Here is a 21,396-nt window from a genome sequence, read left to right on the forward strand (position 1 = left end):
ATCGTTCGGTGAACGAATCGGTTCGTTCGAGGGCCGGTTCGTGACTGAAAGTGGCCGTATCGACAAAGTGACGCCCAAAAAGCGCGTGTCAGCGTGACTGCGGTCCCCGCCGCTGCGGCAACGTCACCACCGACGCGTCACCCGGCCCGGCCGGCGGCAGCCCCGCGACCTGGGCCAGCAGATCGCACCAGGCCGCCAGATGGGCGGCCGTGTCCGGGATGCCGCCCAGCCCCTCGCGGGGCGTCCAGGAGGCGCGGATCTCGATCTGCGAGGCCGCGGGACGCTCCGAAAGCCCGCCGAAGTAGTGCGAACTCGCGCGCGTGACGGTGCCGCTGGGTTCGCCGTACGACAGCCCGCGCGCGGTCAGCGCGCCGGTCAGCCAGGACCAGCACACGTCCGGCAGCAGCGGATCGGCGGCCATCTCCGGCTCCAGCTCCGCGCGCACCAGCGTCACCAGCCGGAAGGTGCCCCGCCAGGCGTCGTGCCCGGACGGGTCGTGCAGCAGCACCAGACGCCCGTCGGCCAGGTCCTGCTCGCCGTCGACGACGGTCGCCTCCAGCGCGTACGCGTGGGGCGCGAGCCGCTGCGGGGCACGGGTCGGCTCCACCTCGATCTGCGGCCGCAGCCGGCTGCCGCGCAGGGCCTGCACCGCCGCGAGGAAAGCCGGCGGAGCAGCCCCGCTCCCGTCCCCGTCCCCCTCCTTGCCGTCATCCATCCCGCCAGCGCCGTCCGACAGTCGTTCCTGAGCCGCAGCCATGCCGGAAGATTAAGGGGAACAGGGGCGTGGTGCGGGCCTAGACACCCGGGATCTGGTGTACATGGCTCCAACCCCGTGCGGGGCGGGAGCCCCGCCGGCGTCATGTCAGACTTGGCCCGTGAGCGCCAACGAGACCCAGCAGCCGTCCCCCACGCACGACTCCGCCTTTCTCAAGGCCTGCCGCCGAGAACCCGTACCCCACACCCCGGTGTGGTTCATGCGCCAGGCGGGGCGCTCGCTCCCGGAGTACCGCAAGGTGCGCGAGGGCGTCCCCATGCTCGAGTCCTGCATGCGCCCCGAGCTGGTCACCGAGATCACCCTGCAGCCGGTCCGCCGCCACAACGTGGACGCGGCGATCTACTACAGCGACATCGTCGTCCCGCTCAAGGCCATCGGCGTCGACCTCGACATCAAGCCCGGCGTCGGCCCGGTCGTCGCCCACCCGATCCGCACCCGCGCGGACCTCGCCCAGCTCCGCGACCTGACCCCCGACGACGTCTCCTACGTCACCGAGGCCATCGGCCTGCTCACCCGCGAGCTCGGCGCCACCCCGCTGATCGGTTTCGCCGGCGCGCCTTTCACCCTCGCGAGCTACCTCGTCGAGGGCGGTCCCTCGCGCACGTACGAGAACGCCAAGGCGATGATGTACGGCGACCCCGACCTCTGGGCCGACCTGCTCGACCGTCTCGCCGACATCACGGCCGCCTTCCTGAAGGTGCAGATCGAGGCCGGCGCCTCGGCCGTCCAGGTCTTCGACTCCTGGGTCGGCGCGCTCGCCCCCGCCGACTACAAGCGGTCGGTGATGCCCGCCTCCGCGAAGGTCTTCGAGGCCGTCGCCGGGTACGGCGTCCCGCGCATCCACTTCGGCGTGGGCAGCGGCGAGCTGCTGAGTCTGATGGGCGAGGCGGGCGCGGACGTCGTCGGCGTCGACTGGCGCGTCCCCCTGGACGAGGCCGCCCGCCGCATCGGCCCCGGCAAGGCCCTGCAGGGCAACCTCGACCCGACCGTCCTCTTCGCGCCCACGGAGACGGTCGAGGAGAAGACCCGCGAGGTCCTCGACGCGGCCGCCGGCCTGGAGGGCCACGTCTTCAACCTGGGCCACGGCGTCACGCCGTCCATCGACCCCGACGCGCTGACCCGGCTCGCGGAGTACGTGCACACGCAGACCGCGCGCTGACCGCCTCCGTCGCTCACCAGGTGTGCCGGGGCTGCGCCTTCCTGCCGAACAGCAGGCCGCGCGGTTCCGGCGGCGGAGGAGTGCCCGGCTTGAGCGGCCAGGCGAGCAGCATGCCGGCGATGAACCCCACGACATGCGCCGCGTACGCCACCGTGCCCGCGGCGGAGACGCCCTCGCCGGCCGAGTAGAAGGCCTGCAGCACGAACCAGAAGCCCAGCACCAGCCAGGCCGGCAGCCGGAGCGGCAGGAAGATCAGGAACGGCACGAGGACCCACACCCTGGCCTTCGGATACAGCACCAGATAGGCGCCGAGCACGCCCGCGATGGCACCCGAGGCGCCGATCAGGGGGTCGCCGGAGTCGGCGTTGAGCAGGGCGAAGCCGTAGCCGGCCGCGTAGCCGCAGACGACGTAGAAGAGGGCGAAGCGGATGTGGCCCATGCGGTCCTCGACGTTGTTGCCGAAGATCAGCAGGAACAGCATGTTGCCCAGCAGGTGCAGCCAGCTGCCGTGCAGGAACATCGCCGTGAGGACCGACAGCGCGGGGGACTTGTCGTAGGCCGGCGGGCCCACCACACAGCCCGCGCCGTGCGCGCCCACGCCGATGTCGCCGGTCGGCACCAGCCGCGGCATCTGATGGTGGATCAACTCCCGTGGCACCGCGGCGTAGTGGTCCAGGAAGGCCTGGAGATGGCACGTCTGCGACAGGTCGCTGCCGCCCGCCACGGAATCGGCGATGCCGGGCGTGGACAGGAACACGAAGACGTTCGCGGCGATGAGCGCGTACGTCACCCAGGGGGTGCGGCGGACCGGGTTCACGTCATGAACGGGGATGACCACAAGGGATTAGTGCCCCCGATGAGCGGGGCGAATCGGTGAACGTGGGCGCGCGCGTGTGCGTATGACTCGTCAACCGCCCGCGGCGCGGGGAAGGCGTGCCGCGGGGACGACGTGAGGAACAGGCGATGAACGACCGAGCGACTCCCTCGATGCATGCTCTTCCCGACGGTGAGGCCGAGATATCCCTGGTGGTGAGGCTGCCGTGGGAAGACGTGGCGAGGCTCGGCCAGGAGGCCGGGCGGCTCGCGTCCCAGATGCAGCGGCCGGTCACCCTGGACGAGGCGGTGAGCCACCGGCTGCGCTCCACACGGCCGGCGGCGGCGCACGCGAAGCCCGCCGAAGAGCAGCCGGTCGCGATGACGACGACGGCGTCGGTGTCGTCACTGCCGCCGCGGCCTCCGGCGGAGCAGGCGCGGCAGGCCATCGAGCGGATCAACGGGTCCGCGTAGGCTCGCCCCTTACCGGTGTTGCTGTACTGCCTTTGATGCCTTGCGGGCAGCCACCAGTACCGGGTCCCAGACCGGGCTGAACGGGGGTGCGTAGCCCAGGTCCAGGGACGTCATCTGTTCCACCGTCATTCCGGCTGTGAGGGCGACGGCGGCGATGTCGACCCGCTTCGCCGCGCCCTCCCTGCCCACGATCTGTACGCCCAGCAGGCGGCCGGTTCTGTGTTCGGCGAGCATCTTGACCGTCATGGGGGAGGCGCCGGGGTAGTAGCCGGCGCGGCTCGTGGACTCGATGGTGACTGCCTCGAACCGCAGGCCCACCCTGCGCGCGTCCTTCTCGCGCAGGCCCGTGCGGGCGATCTCCAGGTCGCAGACCTTGCTGACCGCGGTGCCGACCACGCCGGGGAACGTCGCGTAGCCGCCGCCGGCGTTGGTGCCGATGACCTGTCCGTGCTTGTTGGCGTGGGTGCCGAGGGCGATGTGGCGTTCCTGGCCGGAGACCAGGTCGAGGACCTCGACGCAGTCGCCGCCGGCCCAGATGTTCTCGTGCCCGCGCACCCGCATCGCCAGATCGGTGAGCAGGCCGTGGTGGGCGCCGAGGGGGAGGCCGGCCGCCTCGGCGAGGGCCGTCTCCGGGCGGACGCCGATGCCCAGGACCACCACGTCCGCCGGGTACTCGGCGTCCTCGGTGGCGACCGCCCGCACCCGGCCGTCACCGTCGGTGAGGATCTTGGTGACGGCGGCGTCGTTCACCATCGTGACGCCGAGGCCCTCCATGGCCTCGTGTACCAGGCGGCCCATGTCCGGGTCGAGCGTCGACATGGGCTCGCTGCCGCGGTTGACGACCGTGACCTCGTAGTCGCGGTTGATGAGGGCCTCGGCCATCTCCACGCCGATGTAGCCCGCGCCGATCACCACCGCTCGCCGGCCACGCGTGCGTGCCAGTGAGTCCAGCAGGGCCTGGCCGTCGTCCAGGGTCTGCACCCCGTGGACGCCCGGGGCGTCGGCGCCCGGCATGTCCGGGCGGATCGGGCGGGCGCCGGTCGCGATCACGAGCTTGTCGTACGACGTCCAGGACTCGGCGCCGGAATCGACGTCACGCGCGCGTACCCGGCCGCCCGCCACGTCGATCTCCGTGACCTCCGTCCGCACGCGCAGGTCGATGTCCCGCGCGCGGTGCTCCTCCGGAGTGCGGGCGATCAGCTGGTCCCGCTCGGCGACGTCGCCGCCCACCCAGTACGGGATGCCGCACGCCGAGTAGGAGGTGAAGTGGCCGCGTTCGAACGCCACGATCTCCAGCTCGTCCAGGCCCCTCAGCCGGCGTGCCTGCGACGCCGCGGACATCCCCGCGGCGTCGCCGCCGATCACCACCAGTCGTTCCCGCGCAGCGCTCATGCTCATGCGAACACGCTACGGGGGCAGGGCATTTCAGTCCTGCCGGCCCTCCTCGCGCGGGCTCGTGCCCTCCGGGGCCGGACGGGCCGTCGGCAGCGGGCCGAGCGCGCTCGTCGCCGGTGCGGTGGCCGGGCGGCGCGGCAGCCGGGGCCGCACCAGCCGCAGCCAGGCCAGGACGAGCAGCACGGCCACCGCGGCGAAGGGCAGCACCGCGCCGAAGGCCACCGCCAGCCACCGCAGCATCGTCACGAAGGCGTGCCAGCCGCCCGTCAGCGCGTCCAGGAAGCCGGGGCCGTCGTCCTTCGCGGCCGCCTTCACCGGCGTCTCGGACAGGGACAGCGTGATGGTGGCCATGCTCGTGCGGTCCTTCAGCGACGCCTGCTGGGCGAGCAGCGCCTCCAGATCGGCCTCCCGGCTGCTCAACTCGCCCTCCAGGGCGACGACATCGCTCAGCTTGGTGGCCCGGTCCATCAGCTCGCGGACCCGCGCGACGCTGACCCGCTGCGACTTCACCCGGCTGTCGACGTCGACGACCTGGTCGGTGACGTCCTCGGCCTTCGCCGTGCGGTCGATCAGCCTGCCCGTGCCCTGGAGGTCGGCGAGCACCTGGTCGTAGCGGTCCACGGGCACCCGCAGCACCACACGCGTGTGCTCGCGGCCCTCCGGGTCCCGGCCGGTGGTCTCGTCGCCGACGTAGCCGCCCGCGCTCTCGGTGGTGGTCCGCGCCTCGTCCAGGGCCTTCGGTACGTCCTTGACCTGCACGGTCAGGGAGGCGGTGCGGATGATGCTGCTCGCGGTGAGCTTCGGCGCCCGGGGCTTCGTACCGCTCGTCGCCCCCGCCCCGCCCGCCTCCTTCGCGCCGCCCGGAGCGGCCGCCTTCGCGTCGTCCGGAGCGGCCGCCCTCTTGTCGGAGGCGGAGCCGCCGGAGTCGGCCGCGGAACCGCATCCGGTCAGGGCGAGTGCCGCGGCCAGCAGGAGTCCGGCCAGGGCCCGGACGGATCGTACGGAACGTCGTGCGCGCATGTGGGCGTACCCCCCGAGGGTCGTGACGACTGACGCTCCTTCGACGCCGGAAGGGCGCGGGACGTTGGGCTCCGGTGGTCCCGATGCGGTCACGGTCGGGACTCGGCGGGGCCACATGGGCCCTGGCACGACTGTCAGTTGCGTCTGAGACAGTGGAGCCATGAACGGATCACATGCCGGTACCCGGGTGGTCGTCGTCGGAGCCGGGATCGCCGGACTCGCCGCGGCCCACCGGCTGCTGCTGCGGGGCGCCGGTGTGACGGTGCTGGAGGCGTCGGACCGCGTCGGCGGCAAGCTGCTGCCCGGGGAGATCGCCGGGGTGCGCGTCGACCTCGGCGCCGAGTCGATGCTGGCCCGCAGACCGGAGGCGGTCGGTCTGGCCCGCGAGGTGGGGCTCACGGACCGCCTCCAGCCGCCGGCCACCGCGTCGGCCTCGCTGTGGACCCGCGGCGCCCTGCGCCCCATGCCCAAGGGTCATGTGATGGGCGTGCCGGGCACCGCGGACGCCCTCGCGGGCGTCCTCTCCGAGGAGGGCCTGGCCCGCATCGGGCGCGACGCCGACCTGCCGCGCACGGAGGTCGGCGACGACGTGGCCGTCGGGGAGTTCGTGGCGGCGCGGCTCGGCCGCGAGGTCGTCGACCGTCTCGTGGAGCCGCTGCTGGGCGGTGTCTACGCGGGCGACGCGTACCGCATCTCGATGCGCTCGGCCGTCCCGCAGCTCTTCCAGGTCGCGCGGACGCACACCTCGCTCACCGAGGGCGTCCGCGAGATCCAGGCGAGGATGGCGGCCGGTCAGCAGGCCGGCCCCGTGTTCATGGGCATCGAGGGCGGCATCGGCACCCTCCCGCTCGCCGTCGCCGAGTCGGTGCGCGCGGGGGGCGGCGAGATCGTCACCGGCGCCCCGGTGACCGAGCTGCGCCGTGACGCGTCCGGCGGCTGGCGGGTGGTCGCGGGCGACCGCGTCCTGCGCGCCGACGCCGTGATCGTCGCCGTGCCCGCCCCGGCCGCGGCCGGCCTGCTGCGCGCCGAGGCCCCGGAGGCCGCCGCCGAGCTGGCCGCCGTCGAGTACGCCTCCATGGCCCTGGTCACCCTGGCCTACCGCCGCTCCGACACCGCCCTGCCGGAAGGCAGCAGCGGCTTCCTCGTGCCGCCGGTCGACGGCCGCACCATCAAGGCGTCGACCTTCGCCTCCCAGAAGTGGGGCTGGATCGCCGACGAGGACCCGGACGTCCTGGTCCTGCGCACCTCCGTCGGCCGCTACGGCGAGACGGAGATCCTCCAGCGCGACGACGCCGGCCTGGTGGACGTCTCCCGCCAGGACCTGAAGGCCGCGACGGGCCTGGACGCCACCCCGCTCGAAACCCGCGTCACCCGCTGGACCGACGGCCTGCCCCAGTACCCCGTCGGCCACCACGCGCGCGTGACCCGCATCCGCGAGCACGTCGCCAAGCTCCCCGGCCTCGCCGTCTGCGGCGCGCAGTACGACGGCGTCGGCATCCCGGCCTGCATCGCGAGCGCGTACGCGGCGGTCGACCAGCTGGAGGGCGACCTCACCGGTGTGCAGCAGCTCACCGCCGACCCGGTGCAGAGCCTGCACGGCGGAGCGGGAGAATAGCCGCATGAGTGACGACGCCCCCATCACCGAGGCCGCCAGGATCCCGAACAAGGGCAAGCTGGCCAAGGACCTCAACGAGGTCATCCGCTACACCCTGTGGTCCGTCTTCAAGCTGAAGGACGTGCTGCCCGAGGACCGCACGGGCTACGCCGACGAGGTCCAGGAGCTGTTCGACCAGCTCGCCGCCAAGGACGTGAAGATCCGCGGCACCTACGACCTCTCGGGGCTGCGCGCCGACGCCGACCTCATGATCTGGTGGCACGCGGAGACCAGCGACCAGCTGCAGGAGGCGTACAACCTCTTCCGCCGCACGAAGCTGGGCCGCGCCCTGGAGCCGGTCTGGTCGAACATGGCGCTGCACCGCCCCGCCGAGTTCAACCGCTCGCACATCCCCGCGTTCCTCGCCGACGAGACCCCCCGCGACTACGTCAGCGTCTACCCCTTCGTGCGCTCCTACGACTGGTACCTGCTGCCGGACGAGGACCGCCGCCGCATGCTCGCCGACCACGGCAAGATGGCCCGCGGCTACCCCGACGTCCGCGCCAACACGGTCGCGTCGTTCTCCCTCGGCGACTACGAGTGGATCCTCGCCTTCGAGGCCGACGAGCTGCACCGCATCGTCGACCTCATGCGCCACCTGCGCGGCTCCGAGGCCCGCCGGCACGTCCGCGAGGAGGTCCCGTTCTACACGGGCCGCCGCAAGGACGTCGCCGAGCTGGTCGCCGGCCTCGCCTGATCAGCGCCCCGCCGCGGGCCGGGCCGTCGCGGAGCGGCTGTCCGGCCTCGTCGGCTCGGGGGCGGCGTGCGGGGCGCAGGACGCGTGCCGCAGCGGCAGCCGCCCCCGCAGCAGATACGCGTCCAGGTACGCGTTGACGCACCGGTTGGGTCCGCCCGCGATGCCGTGCGTCCCCGCGTCCCGCTCCGTCACCAGCACCGCCCCCGACAGCCGCCGCCGCAGCTCCAGCGCCCCCTGGTACGGCGCCGCCGCGTCCCGCTCCGCGGCCAGGATCAGCGTCGCCGGCACCTCACCGGGACCCGTGCGCACATCGACCGGCCGCTGCCGCGGCGCGGGCCAGTACGCGCAGGGCAGGTTCGTCCACACGTTGTCCCACGTCTCGAACGGCGCCACCCGCGCGAGGCGGGTGTTGTCCCGGTCCCAGACCCGGAAGTCCGTCGGCCAGGACGCGTCGTTGCACTCCACGGCCGTGTAGACCGCGCTGCTGTTCTCCACCTCGGCCGCCGCCTCCACCACCGGCGACGCCTGCTCGATCAGCGGCTTCGGGTCTCCCTTCAGGTACCGCGACAGCGCCTCGGCCCGCTGCGGCCAGAAGTCGTCGTAGTAGCCCGCCATGAGGAACGCGCCCTGCAGCTGCCCCGGCCCCACCGTGCCGCCCGCCGGTTCGGCCGCCAGCCGCGCGCTCGCCCGGTCGTAGCTGAGCTGCACCGCCTCGGCCGTGCCGCCGAGTCCGTAGACGTCGTCGTGCTCGGCGATCCACTCCCGGAAGTCCGCCCAGCGCTCCTCGAACGCGGCCGACTGGTCGAGGTTGTTGCGGTACCAGACCTGCTCCGGATCGGGGTTCACCGCCGCGTCGAACACCATCCGGCGCACATGGGAGGGGAACAGCGTGGCGTACAGCGCGCCCAGATAGGTGCCGTACGACGCCCCCATGAACGTCAGCCGCTCCTCGCCCAGCGCCGCCCGCAGCACGTCCAGGTCACGGGCGTTGTCGAGCGAGGTGTAGTGGCCGAGCGCCTTTCCGGCCCGCTGCGCGCACCCGCGCGCGTACGCCTTGGCCCGCGCGACGCGTTCCCGCTTGTACGACGGCGAGGGGTGCGTCAGGGCCGGGGAGGGCCCCTTGAAGAAGCGCCTGGGGTCCTCGCAGGACAGGGGCGCCGAACGGCCGACACCGCGCGGGGAGTAGCCGACGAGGTCGTAGGCGCCGGCGATGCGCTTCCACTGCGGCAGCAGGCCGACGAGCGGGAAGTACAGTCCGTCGCCGCCGGGCCCGCCGGGGTTGTAGACCAGGGCCCCCTGCCCGGGCACCCGGCGCCTGCTGTCGCCTGGGTCGCGGTGGGTGGCCCGCACCCGGCTGACGGTCAGCCTGATCTGCCGCCCGCCCGGGTCCGCGTAGTCCAGCGGGACGGAGACCGTGCCGCACTCCAGGCTGCCCGGCATGTCCTGCGCGTTCGAGCAGGCGCCGAAGTCGACACCGGCGGCCCGGGCCCGCGCGGCGGCCACCGCCGTGCCGCGCAGCTCGGCCGTGCCCGGGGCGGCGGGGGCGCCGCCGGCCGGGGCCGTGGCGAGGGTGGTCAGGAGCAAGGATCCGGCGGCCGAGTAGAGGGCGGCTGCTCTCATCGCGTATCCCTTCGGTGCACGGCGGCGACAAAAGGGAAGTCTCGTTCGGCCCCCGCCGAAGGCAAGCACCGTCACGGCGATGTCGCCCCAATGCCCCCCGTGCGCCCCCGGCACACGGCTCACACCCGAAAGACCGTCCTGGACCTGTCCTAGACCATGTCCTAGACCCGGTCGCGATGTGCGAAGGCGGCGCGCAGGTCCGGTTCGCCGACCGCGTGGACTCCGCGGACGGCGACACAGGTGAGGTACGTACGGTCGTCGCCGTCCGAGGGGCGGCGGGCCAGGGTGCCCAGCAGGCGCTGACCGGCCGGGGAGGCCCAGCGGGAGTAGGGGTGCGCCTCGACGCGGGCGATGGCCAGGCAGCTCAGGCTCAGGGCGAGCGGCAGCGCGAACCACAGGGCGACCAGGCCGCGCGGCATGGCCGGCTCGGCCGGGGCCAGCAACGCGGTCGCGCCCAGGGCCAGGACCGCCGGCACGGCGAGCCGCACCTGGCGCACCGCGGCGGCGACGGTCGTCCGGGCGCCCGCCGGCACGGCCAGTCCCGCGCGGACGAGCCGGTCGCCCAGGTTGCCCACCGCGTCCGCGGCGGCGGCCGCGGCGCGGACCGGGGCGATGCGGTTCTGTCCCTCGGGCCCGATGGCCCCGATGACCGACTGCTCGATCTCGTCCCGCCCGCGCGGGTCGACCACCGTCGCCCAACCGGTGTGGGCGAGCAGCAGCCGGCGCTGCCGGGCCATGGAGACCATGGTCAGATCGGCGACCCGGCGCGGACCGCCGGAGAGGAACGCGGCCTCGTAGAGCGTCAGATCACGCTGGACGGGGTCCGTGTCCACGGCCGCCGCGCGTACGGCGGCCAGGCACAGCCGCGTACACGCCGTGCCGGCGACGGCCCAGGCCAGCAGTAGGAGGAGGACCCAGAACATGCCGCGTTTCTATGCCAAAGGCCCTCTCGGGCGCCATGCCTTGTTCACAATCCGGACGGAGCGTTGTCTGCCTGTGACGTTCCGCTTGTCCTGAACCGGACTACTGCGGAGGCGGGCTGGAGGCGGCCGGCGGCAGCGAGTAGGTCGCGGACGGCGAGGGGGCGACCGGGACGGCCGGACTCGGGTCGGTCGTCGGACCGGGCGGGGCGGGGGAGTTGACCAACGGGGGAGTGCTCGCGGCGGCCATGTTCCGCGCCAGGGCGTCCCAGTCGACGTCTCCCGTCGCCTCCAGGACCTTGATGTGGTCCAGCACGGTCGTGTTCGCGTCGTCCGCGAGGGCGCGCACCAGCGAGTTGCGGGTGGTCGCGCGGACCTGGGCGACCAGCGAGAAGACCTTGCCGTGCGCCAGCCGCGCGATGTTCACGAAGTCGTGGTCGTACTGCACGCCCTGCGCCTGGTTCAGGGTGGTGAGCCACTGCCGCTGCTGGGCGGTGGGCTCGTTGGGCAGCTCGATGCCGAGCTTGGCGGCGACGTCCCTGACCCGCTGGTCGAGGAAGGTGTGGCCCTGGACGAGGTGCTGCCCCGCCGTCCGTACGGCCTGGGTGGTGCCCTTCTGCTCGGCCTCCTGGCCGGCGGGCAGCTCCCACAGCCCGGCCTGGCGGACCTTGGTGAGGAAGTCGCGGTCCTGGCCCGACAGGGGGCCGTAGTTCGTGGCGACGGTCTGGGCGTTCAGCACGCTCACGCCGGTTCCCGACCGGTCGGCGTAGGACCAGATCGGGAAGATCAGTGCGAGCAGGGTCGCGAGCAGACCGGTGACGATGACGCCGGTTCCACTGACGATGCCCCGGCCCTTGATGGGTGGTCTCGGTCGCATGGTGCCTCCTGCCTGCGGCACCGCACGCTGGTCGGTTGTGAGTGCGGGACTGGCATGTTACTGCGTGGTGCACGCACCGATGCCGTAAGGAGGCGTATCCCACACTCCGCCGCTCAGCGGTGCGACAGCACCCGCCGCGCCACCCGGGCCACCCGCCCCCGCCCGGACCGGGGTGGCACCGGCCCCGACCGCTCCAGCCACCAGGCGCGCAGCTCCCGCCGCACCCGTCCCTCCGCGAGCCGCCCCGACAGCAGCAGATGCTCGGCGAAGTCCAACGCGTCCCGGCGGTAGCCGCCGGTCATGGGGTGCCCCTGCGCGTACGCGAGGAATGCGATCCGGTACGCCTCGCCGAGCATCCCCGGCAGCTCGGGCGCGACCTTCCCCACCACATCGGCCCGCTTCCCGGCCAGCGCCCGCGCCTGCACCCCGAGCCGCCCCCGGTCGAACCCCTCGGGCACGGGCGTCCCGGCGACGAGCGCGGACAACAGAGCGGCCTGACCGAGCGCGAGCCGCAGCCGGACGCCGTCGCTGAGGGCGACGGGAGGCTGAGCCGGGGTGGTGGCGGCGGGGGAGGGGGTGGCGGTCGGGGGTTCCTCGGTGGTTGCCGCTGTCACTGTCCCGGTGCCCGCCACGGTCGCCGCCACCTCCCTTCGCACCGCCCGCGCCGGCTCGCCGCCCGCCGCCCCTCCTTTCTCCACGGCCGCCCGGATCGCGGCCAGCTCCCCCTCCAGCACTCCGGGCTCGGGGAAGTTCTCGTCCCGCTCCAGCAGCACGCCCGGCGGCCGCACCCGGGACGCGAGGTCGGTCAGGACGTCCAGGACGGCGTCCGGCACCGGGTGGGCGTGGCTGTCGTGCCAGACCCCGTCGCGTTCGAAGCCGCCCGCGACATGGACGTACGCGATGGCCTCGACGGGAAGCTCGGCGAGGGCCTTGGCCGGGTCCTCGCCGCGGTTGACGTGGTTGGTGTGCAGGTTGGCCACGTCCACGAGCAGCCGCACCCCGGTCCGGTCGACGAGGTCGTACAGGAACTGCCCCTCCGTCATCTCCTCGCCCGGCCAGCAGATCAGCGCGGCGATGTTCTCCACGGCGAGCGGCACGGGCAGCGCGTCCTGCGCGATACGGACGTTCTCGCACAGCACGTCGAGGGCGTCCCGGGTGCGCGGGACGGGCAGCAGATGACCGGCCTCCAGCAGCGGGGACGCCGTCAGCGGCCCGCCCGCCCGGACGAAGGCGATGTGCTCCGTGACCAACGGCGACCCCAGCGCCTCCGCCCGCTCGGCGAGCGCGGCCAGCCGGCCCGCGTCGGGGCGGTCGGCCCCGCCCAGGCCCAGGGAGACACCGTGCGGGACCACCGTCACGCCACGCTCCCGCAGCCGCAGGAGCGCGTCGGGAAGGTGCCCCGGGCACACGTTCTCGGCCACGACCTCGACCCAGTCGATGCCCGGCATCCGCTCCACGGCGTCGGCGATCTCCGGCCGCCAGCCGATGCCCGTCCCCAGTCGCTCCATGGTCGTCCCCTCCCTGCCGTCTCCCCGAAGAACGTGACGGGGGTATGGCCCCGGCGCCCGGCCCCGAACCGCGCCTCCCGCACCTTCAGAGCAACATTTGAGGTTCCTCGCGTCCCGCCCGTCTCACCCGAGGACGCCCGCCGTGTCCACCGGATCCGGCCGTCCGGTGTTGACCGTGCCGGGCGCGCCCGGCGAGACGCTGGACGTCGTCGGCAGGTTCGCGCTGGGCTCGGCCGCGGGCGCCGAGGGCGCGATCTGGCCGGGCACGGGGGCCGCGGGTCCCGTCGGGCTGGCGGTCGTCCCGGACACCGCGTCGTTGGCGATGGCGTCGAAGTCGACCTTGCCGGTCTTCTCCAGGATCGTGATGTGGTCCAGCACGGTCTGGTTGGTGTCCGAGGCCAGCTGCCGTACGAGGGTGTTGCGGGTGGTGTTCCGGACCGTGCCGATCACCGGGAAGATCTTGCCGTGCGCGGCCCGCAGCAGGTTCACGAACTTGTACTCGTACTCCGCTCCGCTCGCCGCCGACATCTCCTGCAGCCAGCCCTGCTGCTGCTCGTTCGGCTGGTTGGGCAGGGCGACGCCCAGCTGGGCCGCGACGATCCGGACCCGTTTGTCGAGGTCGGTGTGGCCGACGATGAGATGGTCGCCGGCCTCCTTGATGGCCTGGCTCGGCGCGCGCTCCAGGGCCTGCTGCCCGGCCGGCAGCTCCCACAGACCGGCCAGCCGCACCCGCACGATCAGATCGCGGTCGGCGGCGGTGAGCGGGCCCCACTGGGTGTTCACGGTCCCCGCCGCCACGTTCGCCTGACCGGTGCCCGACCGGTCGGCGTACGACCACACGGGGAACGCGATCGCTCCGACGGTGGCGACGAGGGCCGCGACGAGGAAGGTCGTGCCATTGATCCGCATGCGCTGCAAAGTCCCTCCCAGGTGAAACCAACTGGTCTGCGGCGCGGGGAAGTTGACCGAGCGCCGGTGACAGGAGGTACGCGGGAGCGGGCGTGGTTGTTCAAGCGACGGCCAAATAGCTAAATGGCTGGTAAAGCGATACGGGCGCTCAGTCCCGTTTCGTCCACACCTCCGGCGTCCGCCCCGGCGGCCGCGGCGTCTCCGCCGACGGTCATCGCAACGCCGGATGATCGGCGACGACGGTGCACGAGCCGGGCGCGATCTCGGTGAACCCGGCGTCCCGCACCAACGGCAGCCCCCCGCCGGTCAGTTCGGCCCAGCGCCCGCGCTCGGCGGTCCGCACGGCCAGCGGGAACCCGGCCTCCCGCCACGCCGCGCGCTCCTCGTCCGACAGCTCCCACCAGGCGAGTTGGGCGCCGTGGCCCACCTGGGCCATCGCCTTGCCGGCGGACATGTCCAGCTCCGGGTTCAGCCACAGCACGGGCTGCGCGGTGTCGGCCGGCACCGGCGCCTCGGGATCGTCGAGATCGGTGCCAGACACCTGCAGCCGGGCCAGCTCCTTCGGCCACCCGTCGAGCGGCACCGGCGGGAAGACCCGCACCTCGGCCGACTTCCCGGTGACGGTGATCCCGTCCAGCCCCTCGGCCCGCCGCCACTCGGCCCCGCGGGCCCGCCGTACGACCTTCCGGATCCGCGCGTCCTGCCACTCCCGCATCACCTGGGCCCACTCGCCGTCCCCCAGGGACCGCTCGTCGCTGAGCATGACGAGCACGGCCCGGGCGGCGGTCTCCAGGGCGTCGGTACGGGCGGGCGGCGCCGCCTTCTCGATCCGCACGACGAGCGGCAGCACGAACTGCGGGGCCTCGTCGCGGGCGGTGCGCTCGGAACGGAAGGGACTGTCACCGGTTGCTGTCGAATCAGGGCTCACACCAGGCAACTTTAAGGGGGCCCATCCGGCCCGCGGACCCCCTCACCTCCCGCCGCTCACCCCGAGCAGGCCCCGCGCTGGGCCTCCTGCCACTCGCACACGGGGCACATCGTGATGCCCTTGTACGACTCCGGGTACTCCGTCGGCTCCCGGCACAGCACGCACTCCGCGTACGGCGGACCCTCCGCCGTCGGCGGCTTCGTGGCGTCGGCGATCGTGCAGTACTCGTCGCTCATGAATCCAGCGTAAGCCGCTCGCCGACTCGCTCAGCGGCGTCCCTTCGCGTCCCCGACCAGCTCCGAGACCTTCACGAACCGGTACCCGCGCGCTCGCAGTTCCGGCACGATCGTGCGGACCGCGCGCTCGGTCACCGGGGCCGCGCTGCGGGTGCAGTGCATGACCACCACCGAACCGGGGCGCACGCCGTCCAGGACCTGCCGGGCCACCGCGTCCGCGTCCGTCGCGAACGCGTCGCCGCTCACCACGTCCCACTGCACGGCGGTGACGCCGACGGGGGCCAGCGCCTTGAGGGCCCGCTGGTCGTAACAGCCGCCGGGGAAGCGGAAGTACGGCATCGCGTCCGTCACCCCGGCCCGGCGGAACGCCGTGTACGCGCGCTCCACGTCCGTCCGCATCCGGTCCGCGGTGACGGTCGGCAGGCCGTAGCAGTCGCCGGTGAAGGCGTAGTGGCTGTAGGAGTGGTTGGCGATCTCGAAGAGCGGGTCGCGGTCGATGGACCGCGCCTGCACCGGGTACTCGTCGGCCCACCGCCCGGTCATGAAGACGGTCGCCGGCACCTTCAGCGCCCGGAGCGCCGCGATGAGCTGCGGATTGTCGAACCGCTCGCCCGCCGCGGCCCGCTTGCCCTCGTCGGCGGTCATGTCGGCGTCGAAGGTGAGCGCGACGATCTTGCCGTCGGTGCGGGGGCCGTTAGTGAAGACCGGCGTCAGGCCGCCCGGGCCGGGGGCCAGGGTCGGCGGCCGGGAGGGCGCGGCGGAGGTGGCGGACGGGGCCGGGTGGGCGGCGTGCGGGGCCTGGACGGTGCCGCAGGCGGTCAGCGCGGTGCCGAGGGCGCAGAGGGCAGCGGCACGTCGTACGGGAGTGATCACCGTACGAACGTAGAGCTGATTGTCTTATTTGTGCGGTCAGGGGGTGGTGTTGGGGGTCGGCGTCACTCGGTCAGGTCACCCGGTCAGATGTCCCGGCGCTCCAGCGGTCGCGTCGCCGGGCCCTGGACGACCTTGCCGTCCTTGTCGAAGCGGGAGCCGTGGCAGGGGCACTCCCAGGCGCGTTCGGCGGAGTTGAAGGAGACCAGGCAGCCGAGGTGGGTGCAGCGCGGGGAGACCGCGTGCAGGCTGCCGTCGTCGTCCCGGTACACCGCGACCCGGTCGTGTCCGGCGCGGACCACGGCGCCCTCGCCGGGCGGCAGCGACTCCAGCGGCGGCACCGGACGCAGCCGGTCGCCGACGAAGTGCCGGGCCACCTCGGCCTGCGTCTTGAGGAACGTCGGCGCCTCGCGCACCGCGGTGCGCAGCCGCCGCGGGTCGTACAGCTCGCTCCACGCGCACGGCTCGTCGAGGATCTGCGCGCACAGCAGCCGGCCCGCCATGATGCCGCCGCTCAGGCCCCAGCCGCCGAAGCCGGTGGCCACGTAGGCGTGCCGGGCGCCCGGGTGCAGCAGGCCGACCATGGGCACCGTGTCCGTGGGGTCGTTGTCCTGGGTGGCCCAGCGGTGGGTGAGGTCGGCGTCCGGGAAGTGGTCGCGCGCCCAGGCCGTCAGCCGCTCGAAGCGGGTCCGGGTGTCCCCGGTGCCGGGCGTGAAGTGCTCGCCGGTGACGACCAGGAATCGCCGCCCGTCCTCGCCGTACGGCGCCGTCCGCACCGACCGGGTCCCCTCGTCCGGCGTGATGTACATGCCCTGCGGGTCCCGTTCGACGGGGAGCGGCCCGGCGACGACGAGTTCGCGGCGCGGGGAGAGCCGGGTGAAGAGCAGGGCCCGGTCGAAGATCGGGTAGTGCGTGGCGACCACGACGTCGCGGGCGGTCACCGTCGCGCCGGACGCGGTCGCCACCCGGCACGGCTGGCCCTCGTCGAGGCCGGTGACCGTGGTGTGCTCGTGGATGTGCCCGCCCCGGCGGACCAGGTCCTCGGCGAGCGCCAGCAGGTACTTGCGCGGATGGAACTGCGCCTGCCCGGTCACCTTCACCGCGCCCGCCACCGGGAACGGCAGCCCGGTGTCGGTCGTGAACGAGGCCGGCAGCCCCGCCTCGCCCGCGGCGGCCGCCTCGGCCCGCAGCTCCTCCACCCGGCCCGCGTCGCAGACGTAGGTGTAGGCGTCGCGCCGCTCCCACTCGCAGTCCACGCCGAGTTCATCGGCGACCTCGGCGGCGTGCTCGACGGCCTCGCTCTGCGAGCGGGCGTACAGCCGGGCGCCCTCGGGGCCGCGGGTGCGGCGCAGCTTGTCGTAGATCAGCGTGTGCAGCGCGGTGAGCTTGGCGGTGGTGTGGCCGGTGACGCCGGCCGCGACCCGGTGGGCCTCCAGCAGCGCGACCGACCGGCCGGCCCGCGCCAGCTCCCACGCCGTGCTCAGCCCGGCGATCCCGGCGCCGATCACCGCCACGTCGACCGTGCGGTCCTCGGTGAGCGGCGGATGGTCGGGGCCCGGGGCGGTCTCGAGCCAGTACGAGCCGTTGACGTGCTGGTCCTCGTTCATGGCGGCCGGGTACCCAGCCCGGGAGGCATCAGTGGTCCAGGAGCCGTTCGCGGCACTCGGCCGGGTCGAACCCGGGCTCGGGATACCGCGGGTCCAGTGCCTCGAGATGCTCCAGGAGCAGTTGGGCCACGGCCCAGTCGCGGTACCACTTGCGGTCGGCCGGGATCACGTACCAGGGGGCGTGCGGGGCGGAGCAGCGGTGCAGGGCGATCTCGTACGCCTCCTGGTAGGCGGGCCACAGGGCGCGGTCGTCGATGTCGCCGGGGCTGAACTTCCAGCGCTTGTCGGGGCGGTCCAGGCGCCTGAGGAGCCGGCGGCGCTGCTCCTCGAAGGAGAGGTGCAGGAAGCACTTGACGAGGGTGACCCGGTCGTCGGCCAGGCGCTGCTCGAAGCGGTTGATCTCGTCGTAGCGGCGCTCGATCTCGTCGCGCGGGGCCAGGGCGCGGACGCGGGGGACGAGGACGTCCTCGTAGTGCGAGCGGTCGAAGGCGCCGATCTCGCCGGGGCGGGGGAGTTCCTTCTCGATGCGCCAGAGGAAGTCGTGCTCGCGTTCCTCGGCGGTGGGCGCCTTGAAGCCCATCGTCCGGCAGCCGGCCGGGTTGAACAGCCCGACGACGTGCTTGATCGTGCCGCCCTTGCCGCTGGTGTCCATGCCCTGCAGCACCAGCAGCACCCGGCGCCGGTCGCCCGCGGTGCCGGCCGCCCAGAGCCGCTCCTGCAGCTCGGCGAGCCGCTTGCCGGTGCGGGCGGTCTCCGCGCGCCCCGCGGCCTTGTCCTTCGGGCCCGCCGGCCCGTGCCGGGTGTCGTACTCGGCCAGGTCGAGATGCTCACCGCCGGGCACGCGCAGCAGCGTGCGCAGATCCTGGTGCTTTCCGTCCTTGGCCACGGCAGTGTCCCTTCCGGTCAGCGGCCGTAACGGCCGGTCAGGGTGCCCGAGGCCAGTGTGTGGCCGGCGAGTGCGCGCCCCAGGTCGTCGGGCGAGGCGTCGGAGGGCAGATGGAGGGTGCGGTCGACGGCGTAGACCGTGAAGACGTAGTGGTGCGGCCGGTTTCCCCTGGGCGGGCAGGGGCCGCCGTAACCGGTGCGCTTGAAGCCGTTGCGGCCCTGGACCGTTCCGCGCGGGACCTGGCCGGCGGGCCAGCCGGTCCGGTCCTGGGGCGCGTTCCACAGCAGCCAGTGGGTGAAGGGGCCGTGCGGGGCGTCGGGGTCCTGGACCAGGAGGGCCAGGGTGACGGTGGCCGGGGGCAGGCCGGAGAAGGCGAGCGGCGGTGAGACGTCCTCGCCGTCACAGGTGTGGCGCCGCGGGATCGTGCCGCCCTCGGCGAAGGCGGAGCTGGTGACGGTGAGGCGCCGTGCCGCGCCGGGGGAGGGCGCGGAGGAACCTCCTCCGCCGTCCCCGCAGCCCTGGATCAGCCCCACCGCCATCGCCACACCGACGATCACCACCGTGCGCCGCATGCACGGAACGCTAGCCCCGCTCTCCGCGGCCCGCCAGCGGCGTGCTCACTTCTCCAGGCGATGGTCCTGCGGGTGGTCCTGCGGGTGTTCCTGGGCCCTCTCCAGGAAGCGGAGCAGCTCCACCGGGAAGGGGAGCACCAGGGTCGAGTTCTTCTCGGCGGCGACCGCGACGATCGTCTGCAGCAGCCGCAGTTGGAGCGCGGCCGGGGTGTCCTCCATCTGCTGGGCGGCCTCGGCCAGCTTCTTGGAGGCCTGCAGTTCGGCGTCGGCGTTGATGATGCGGGCGCGGCGCTCACGGTCGGCCTCGGCCTGGCGGGCCATGGAGCGCTTCATCGACTCCGGCAGCGAGACGTCCTTGATCTCCACACGGTCGATCTGCACGCCCCACCCGACGGCCGGACTGTCGATCATCAGCTCCAGGCCCTGGTTGAGCTTCTCGCGGTTGGAGAGCAGGTCGTCGAGGTCGCTCTTGCCGATGATCGAACGCAGGGAGGTCTGCGCCATCTGGGAGACGGCGAACTTGTAGTCCTCGACGTTGACCAGCGCGGCCGCCGCGTCGACCACCTTGAAGTAGACGACGGCGTCCACCCGCACCGTCACGTTGTCCCGCGTGATGCCCTCCTGGGCCGGGATCGGCAGCGTGACGATCTGCATGTTGACCTTCGCGAGCCGGTCCACGAACGGGACGATCATCGTGAACCCGGGACTGCGCACCTCACCGCCGAGCCGCCCGAGCCGGAAGAGCACCCCGCGCTCGTACTGCTTGACGACGCGCGCCGCCGCGGCGGCGTAGACGAGCGCGCCCGCTCCGCCCGCGACCACGGCTGTCACCAGCTCAGGGACCATCACGACCTCCTCTGGGAGAGGTCTTTCTGTCTGCTTCTGCAACGATATGCCCGGTGGCCGGTCCCGGGCCACGAGGGTCCGGGACCGGCCACCGGGTGCGGACGGCCGCCCGGGGTGCGGGACGGCTGCCCGGTGTGCGGACGGCCGCCCGGGGTGCCTACGCGGCCGTCGTCACCCGCACCGGTTCGGAGCCGACCGCGCTGTGCCGCTCGGCCCAGTTCTCCAGCGCCGTACGGCAGGCGTGGTCCAGGTGGTGCAGACCGGAGAGGTCCAGCTCCACCGGGCGGTCCTGGGGCAGCGCCTCCAGGCTGTCGAGGATCTTCGGCAGCTTGAGGAAGGTCGCGTTGCCGGTCAGGTGGACCTGGACGGGACCGGCGCCCTTGTCCACGATCTCGGTCCTGAGGTGCGAGGTCTCCCAGGCGGTCTTGACCACGGACAGGGCCAGACCGATGAGCACGCCCTCGAACATGTTGACCGCGACGATGGCCACGGCCGTGACCACGAGGATCAGCGCCTCGCCCCGGTGGCTGCGCCACAGCGCCGAGATCTGCCGGAACGGGATCAGCTTCCAGCCCGCGTGGACGAGGATGCCGGCCAGGGCGGGGATCGGGACCAGCGCCAGGGCGGAGGGCAGCGCCGCCGCGAACAGCAGCAGCCAGGCGCCGTGCAGCACCCGCGAGGCCTTGGTCCGCGCGCCCGCGTTGACGTTGGCGGAGCTGCGCACGATCACCGCGGTCATCGGCAGCGCGCCGAGCAGACCGCACACCGTGTTGCCCACGCCCTGGGCGACCATCTCCTTGTCGTACTCGGTGCGCGGACCGTCGTGCAGCCGGTCCACGGCCGCCGCGCTGAACAGGCTCTCCGCCGAGGCGATCAGCGCGAACGCCACGATGGTGCCCCAGATGGCCGGGGTGGCCAGCTCGCCGAAGGCGTCGCCGCCCGGCACCTGGATGACGCCGAACAGGCCCTCCACCGTGACGGTGGCGACCGGCAAGCCGAACGCGAGGGTGGCGACCGTGGCCAGGACCACCGCGGCGAGGGCGCCCGGCACCGACCGCAGCGCCTTCGGCATCCTCTTCCACAGCACGATGACGGCGATGGTGCCCGCGCCGATCGCGAGCGAGGCCAGCGCCGCGGTGCTGCCGACCGCGTCGGCGAAGGCCCCGGGCAGGCCCGCGATCTTGCCGAGGCCGGTCGCCGGCGCCTTCAGGCCCGCCGCCGCGTAGATCTGCCCGGCGATGATCACCAGGCCGATGCCGCAGAGCATGCCCTCGACGACGGAGACGGATATCGCCCGGAACCAGCGGCCTATCCTGAAGAAGCCCATGGCGAGCTGCAGCAGACCGGCCACCAGCACGATCACGCCGAGCGTGCCCACACCGAACTCGCTGACGGCCTCGAAGACCAGCACCGTCATACCGGCGGCCGGCCCCGAGACCTGCAGGCTGCTGCCGGGCAGGAAGCCGGTGACCAGACCGCCCACGATGCCGGTGACCAGGCCCAGTTCCGCCGGGACCCCGGAGGCGACCGCCACGCCGACGCACAGCGGCACGGCGACCAGGAAGACGACTATGGAGGCGAGGAAGTCCTGCCGCAGATGGGGGAACTTCGAAGTCAGGGTCGTCATCGC

Annotated in this window: 21 protein-coding genes; 4 read left to right on the plus strand and 17 right to left on the minus strand. The window is 73.2% G+C overall.

Annotated features, from left to right (window positions below; genetic code table 11):
* Window positions 1–88 precede the first annotated feature (88 nt).
* Window positions 89–757, minus strand: a complete 669-nt coding sequence (locus tag MKW14_RS10610; RefSeq protein ID WP_240861496.1) for a DUF3000 domain-containing protein — start codon at window positions 755–757, stop codon at window positions 89–91.
* Between the two features lie 118 nt (window positions 758–875).
* Here MKW14_RS10610 and hemE point away from each other — a divergent pair, with 118 nt between their 5' ends.
* Window positions 876–1,934: a uroporphyrinogen decarboxylase gene (gene hemE, locus MKW14_RS10615; RefSeq protein WP_240861498.1), complete on the plus strand. Its 1,059-nt coding sequence runs from the start codon at window positions 876–878 to the stop codon at window positions 1,932–1,934.
* 13 nt (window positions 1,935–1,947) lie between these two features.
* On the opposite strand, the gene MKW14_RS10620 is transcribed toward hemE, so the two are convergent.
* Window positions 1,948–2,772, minus strand: coding sequence for a rhomboid family intramembrane serine protease (locus MKW14_RS10620; protein WP_240861501.1), 825 nt, complete (start codon window positions 2,770–2,772; stop codon window positions 1,948–1,950).
* 125 nt (window positions 2,773–2,897) lie between these two features.
* Between MKW14_RS10620 and MKW14_RS10625 the strand changes: the two genes are divergently transcribed.
* Window positions 2,898–3,221: a hypothetical protein gene (locus tag MKW14_RS10625; protein ID WP_240861505.1), complete on the plus strand. Its 324-nt coding sequence runs from the start codon at window positions 2,898–2,900 to the stop codon at window positions 3,219–3,221.
* A gap of 9 nt (window positions 3,222–3,230) precedes the next feature.
* Here the strand turns inward: MKW14_RS10625 and MKW14_RS10630 are convergent, their stop codons facing one another.
* The gene (locus MKW14_RS10630; protein WP_240861509.1) at window positions 3,231–4,619 is read right to left on the minus strand and encodes an FAD-dependent oxidoreductase; all 1,389 of its coding nucleotides are present in this window, start codon (window positions 4,617–4,619) and stop codon (window positions 3,231–3,233) included.
* 27 nt (window positions 4,620–4,646) lie between these two features.
* Window positions 4,647–5,636, minus strand: a complete 990-nt coding sequence (locus MKW14_RS10635; protein ID WP_240861510.1) for a DUF4349 domain-containing protein — start codon at window positions 5,634–5,636, stop codon at window positions 4,647–4,649.
* Window positions 5,637–5,796: 160 nt separating this feature from the next.
* On the opposite strand from MKW14_RS10635, the gene hemG reads away from it, so the two are divergent.
* Both hemG and hemQ read left to right on the plus strand, forming a co-directional pair.
* Window positions 5,797–7,251: a protoporphyrinogen oxidase gene (hemG, locus tag MKW14_RS10640; protein WP_240861512.1), complete on the plus strand. Its 1,455-nt coding sequence runs from the start codon at window positions 5,797–5,799 to the stop codon at window positions 7,249–7,251.
* Window positions 7,252–7,255: 4 nt separating this feature from the next.
* A complete protein-coding gene (hemQ, locus tag MKW14_RS10645; RefSeq protein WP_240861513.1) occupies window positions 7,256–7,987 on the plus strand; it encodes a hydrogen peroxide-dependent heme synthase in 732 nt (243 codons plus the stop codon).
* Here the strand turns inward: hemQ and MKW14_RS10650 are convergent, their stop codons facing one another.
* The 13 genes from MKW14_RS10650 to MKW14_RS10710 all read right to left on the minus strand — a co-directional run bounded on the left by MKW14_RS10650 (window position 7,988) and on the right by MKW14_RS10710 (window position 21,393).
* Window positions 7,988–9,607, minus strand: coding sequence for an alpha/beta hydrolase (locus MKW14_RS10650; RefSeq protein ID WP_240861517.1), 1,620 nt, complete (start codon window positions 9,605–9,607; stop codon window positions 7,988–7,990).
* 161 nt (window positions 9,608–9,768) lie between these two features.
* The gene (locus tag MKW14_RS10655) at window positions 9,769–10,530 is read right to left on the minus strand and encodes a TIGR04222 domain-containing membrane protein (RefSeq protein ID WP_240861520.1); all 762 of its coding nucleotides are present in this window, start codon (window positions 10,528–10,530) and stop codon (window positions 9,769–9,771) included.
* 100 nt (window positions 10,531–10,630) lie between these two features.
* Window positions 10,631–11,404 (minus strand): DUF4142 domain-containing protein, encoded by a 774-nt coding sequence (locus MKW14_RS10660; protein WP_240861522.1) that lies wholly within the window; start codon window positions 11,402–11,404, stop codon window positions 10,631–10,633.
* Window positions 11,405–11,517: 113 nt separating this feature from the next.
* A complete protein-coding gene (locus MKW14_RS10665) occupies window positions 11,518–12,912 on the minus strand; it encodes an MbnB/TglH/ChrH family RiPP precursor modification enzyme (protein WP_240861523.1) in 1,395 nt (464 codons plus the stop codon).
* Between the two features lie 123 nt (window positions 12,913–13,035).
* The gene (locus MKW14_RS10670; RefSeq protein ID WP_240861524.1) at window positions 13,036–13,821 is read right to left on the minus strand and encodes a DUF4142 domain-containing protein; all 786 of its coding nucleotides are present in this window, start codon (window positions 13,819–13,821) and stop codon (window positions 13,036–13,038) included.
* A 211-nt stretch (window positions 13,822–14,032) separates the two neighbouring features.
* Window positions 14,033–14,749: an aminoacyl-tRNA hydrolase gene (locus MKW14_RS10675; RefSeq protein WP_240861525.1), complete on the minus strand. Its 717-nt coding sequence runs from the start codon at window positions 14,747–14,749 to the stop codon at window positions 14,033–14,035.
* A gap of 56 nt (window positions 14,750–14,805) precedes the next feature.
* The gene (locus MKW14_RS10680) at window positions 14,806–14,985 is read right to left on the minus strand and encodes a hypothetical protein (protein ID WP_240861526.1); all 180 of its coding nucleotides are present in this window, start codon (window positions 14,983–14,985) and stop codon (window positions 14,806–14,808) included.
* A 30-nt stretch (window positions 14,986–15,015) separates the two neighbouring features.
* Window positions 15,016–15,858 (minus strand): polysaccharide deacetylase family protein, encoded by an 843-nt coding sequence (locus MKW14_RS10685; RefSeq protein WP_240861527.1) that lies wholly within the window; start codon window positions 15,856–15,858, stop codon window positions 15,016–15,018.
* Window positions 15,859–15,941: 83 nt separating this feature from the next.
* Window positions 15,942–17,462, minus strand: a complete 1,521-nt coding sequence (locus tag MKW14_RS10690; RefSeq protein ID WP_240861528.1) for an FAD-dependent oxidoreductase — start codon at window positions 17,460–17,462, stop codon at window positions 15,942–15,944.
* Between the two features lie 28 nt (window positions 17,463–17,490).
* A complete protein-coding gene (locus MKW14_RS10695) occupies window positions 17,491–18,348 on the minus strand; it encodes a PPK2 family polyphosphate kinase (protein WP_240861530.1) in 858 nt (285 codons plus the stop codon).
* Between the two features lie 17 nt (window positions 18,349–18,365).
* Window positions 18,366–18,920 carry a YbhB/YbcL family Raf kinase inhibitor-like protein gene (locus tag MKW14_RS10700; RefSeq protein WP_240861532.1) on the minus strand — a complete coding sequence of 185 codons (555 nt, stop codon included), beginning with the start codon at window positions 18,918–18,920 and terminating at the stop codon, window positions 18,366–18,368.
* 45 nt (window positions 18,921–18,965) lie between these two features.
* Window positions 18,966–19,766, minus strand: coding sequence for a slipin family protein (locus tag MKW14_RS10705; RefSeq protein ID WP_240861534.1), 801 nt, complete (start codon window positions 19,764–19,766; stop codon window positions 18,966–18,968).
* 157 nt (window positions 19,767–19,923) lie between these two features.
* Window positions 19,924–21,393 carry a SulP family inorganic anion transporter gene (locus MKW14_RS10710; protein WP_240861536.1) on the minus strand — a complete coding sequence of 490 codons (1,470 nt, stop codon included), beginning with the start codon at window positions 21,391–21,393 and terminating at the stop codon, window positions 19,924–19,926.
* Window positions 21,394–21,396: the final 3 nt, after the last annotated feature.

The organism is Streptomyces gilvus, from assembly GCF_022513565.1.
Taxonomy (GTDB): Bacteria; Actinomycetota; Actinomycetes; order Streptomycetales; family Streptomycetaceae; genus Streptomyces; species Streptomyces gilvus.

What these genes read in the sequence shown, in the direction of transcription:
- MKW14_RS10665 (WP_240861523.1), bottom strand. Translation starts at nt 12,912, where the DNA reads ATGGAGCGACTGGGGACGGGCATCGGCTGGCGGCCGGAGATCGCCGAC.
- MKW14_RS10650 (WP_240861517.1), bottom strand. Translation starts at nt 9,607, where the DNA reads ATGAGAGCAGCCGCCCTCTACTCGGCCGCCGGATCCTTGCTCCTGACC.
- MKW14_RS10610 (WP_240861496.1), bottom strand. Translation starts at nt 757, where the DNA reads ATGGCTGCGGCTCAGGAACGACTGTCGGACGGCGCTGGCGGGATGGAT.
- MKW14_RS10625 (WP_240861505.1), top strand. Translation starts at nt 2,898, where the DNA reads ATGAACGACCGAGCGACTCCCTCGATGCATGCTCTTCCCGACGGTGAG.
- hemG (WP_240861512.1), top strand. Translation starts at nt 5,797, where the DNA reads ATGAACGGATCACATGCCGGTACCCGGGTGGTCGTCGTCGGAGCCGGG.
- MKW14_RS10705 (WP_240861534.1), bottom strand. Translation starts at nt 19,766, where the DNA reads ATGGTCCCTGAGCTGGTGACAGCCGTGGTCGCGGGCGGAGCGGGCGCG.
- MKW14_RS10700 (WP_240861532.1), bottom strand. Translation starts at nt 18,920, where the DNA reads ATGCGGCGCACGGTGGTGATCGTCGGTGTGGCGATGGCGGTGGGGCTG.
- MKW14_RS10655 (WP_240861520.1), bottom strand. Translation starts at nt 10,530, where the DNA reads ATGTTCTGGGTCCTCCTCCTACTGCTGGCCTGGGCCGTCGCCGGCACG.
- MKW14_RS10680 (WP_240861526.1), bottom strand. Translation starts at nt 14,985, where the DNA reads ATGAGCGACGAGTACTGCACGATCGCCGACGCCACGAAGCCGCCGACG.
- MKW14_RS10660 (WP_240861522.1), bottom strand. Translation starts at nt 11,404, where the DNA reads ATGCGACCGAGACCACCCATCAAGGGCCGGGGCATCGTCAGTGGAACC.
- hemQ (WP_240861513.1), top strand. Translation starts at nt 7,256, where the DNA reads ATGAGTGACGACGCCCCCATCACCGAGGCCGCCAGGATCCCGAACAAG.
- MKW14_RS10670 (WP_240861524.1), bottom strand. Translation starts at nt 13,821, where the DNA reads ATGCGGATCAATGGCACGACCTTCCTCGTCGCGGCCCTCGTCGCCACC.
- MKW14_RS10635 (WP_240861510.1), bottom strand. Translation starts at nt 5,636, where the DNA reads ATGCGCGCACGACGTTCCGTACGATCCGTCCGGGCCCTGGCCGGACTC.
- MKW14_RS10690 (WP_240861528.1), bottom strand. Translation starts at nt 17,462, where the DNA reads ATGAACGAGGACCAGCACGTCAACGGCTCGTACTGGCTCGAGACCGCC.
- MKW14_RS10630 (WP_240861509.1), bottom strand. Translation starts at nt 4,619, where the DNA reads ATGAGCATGAGCGCTGCGCGGGAACGACTGGTGGTGATCGGCGGCGAC.
- MKW14_RS10710 (WP_240861536.1), bottom strand. Translation starts at nt 21,393, where the DNA reads ATGACGACCCTGACTTCGAAGTTCCCCCATCTGCGGCAGGACTTCCTC.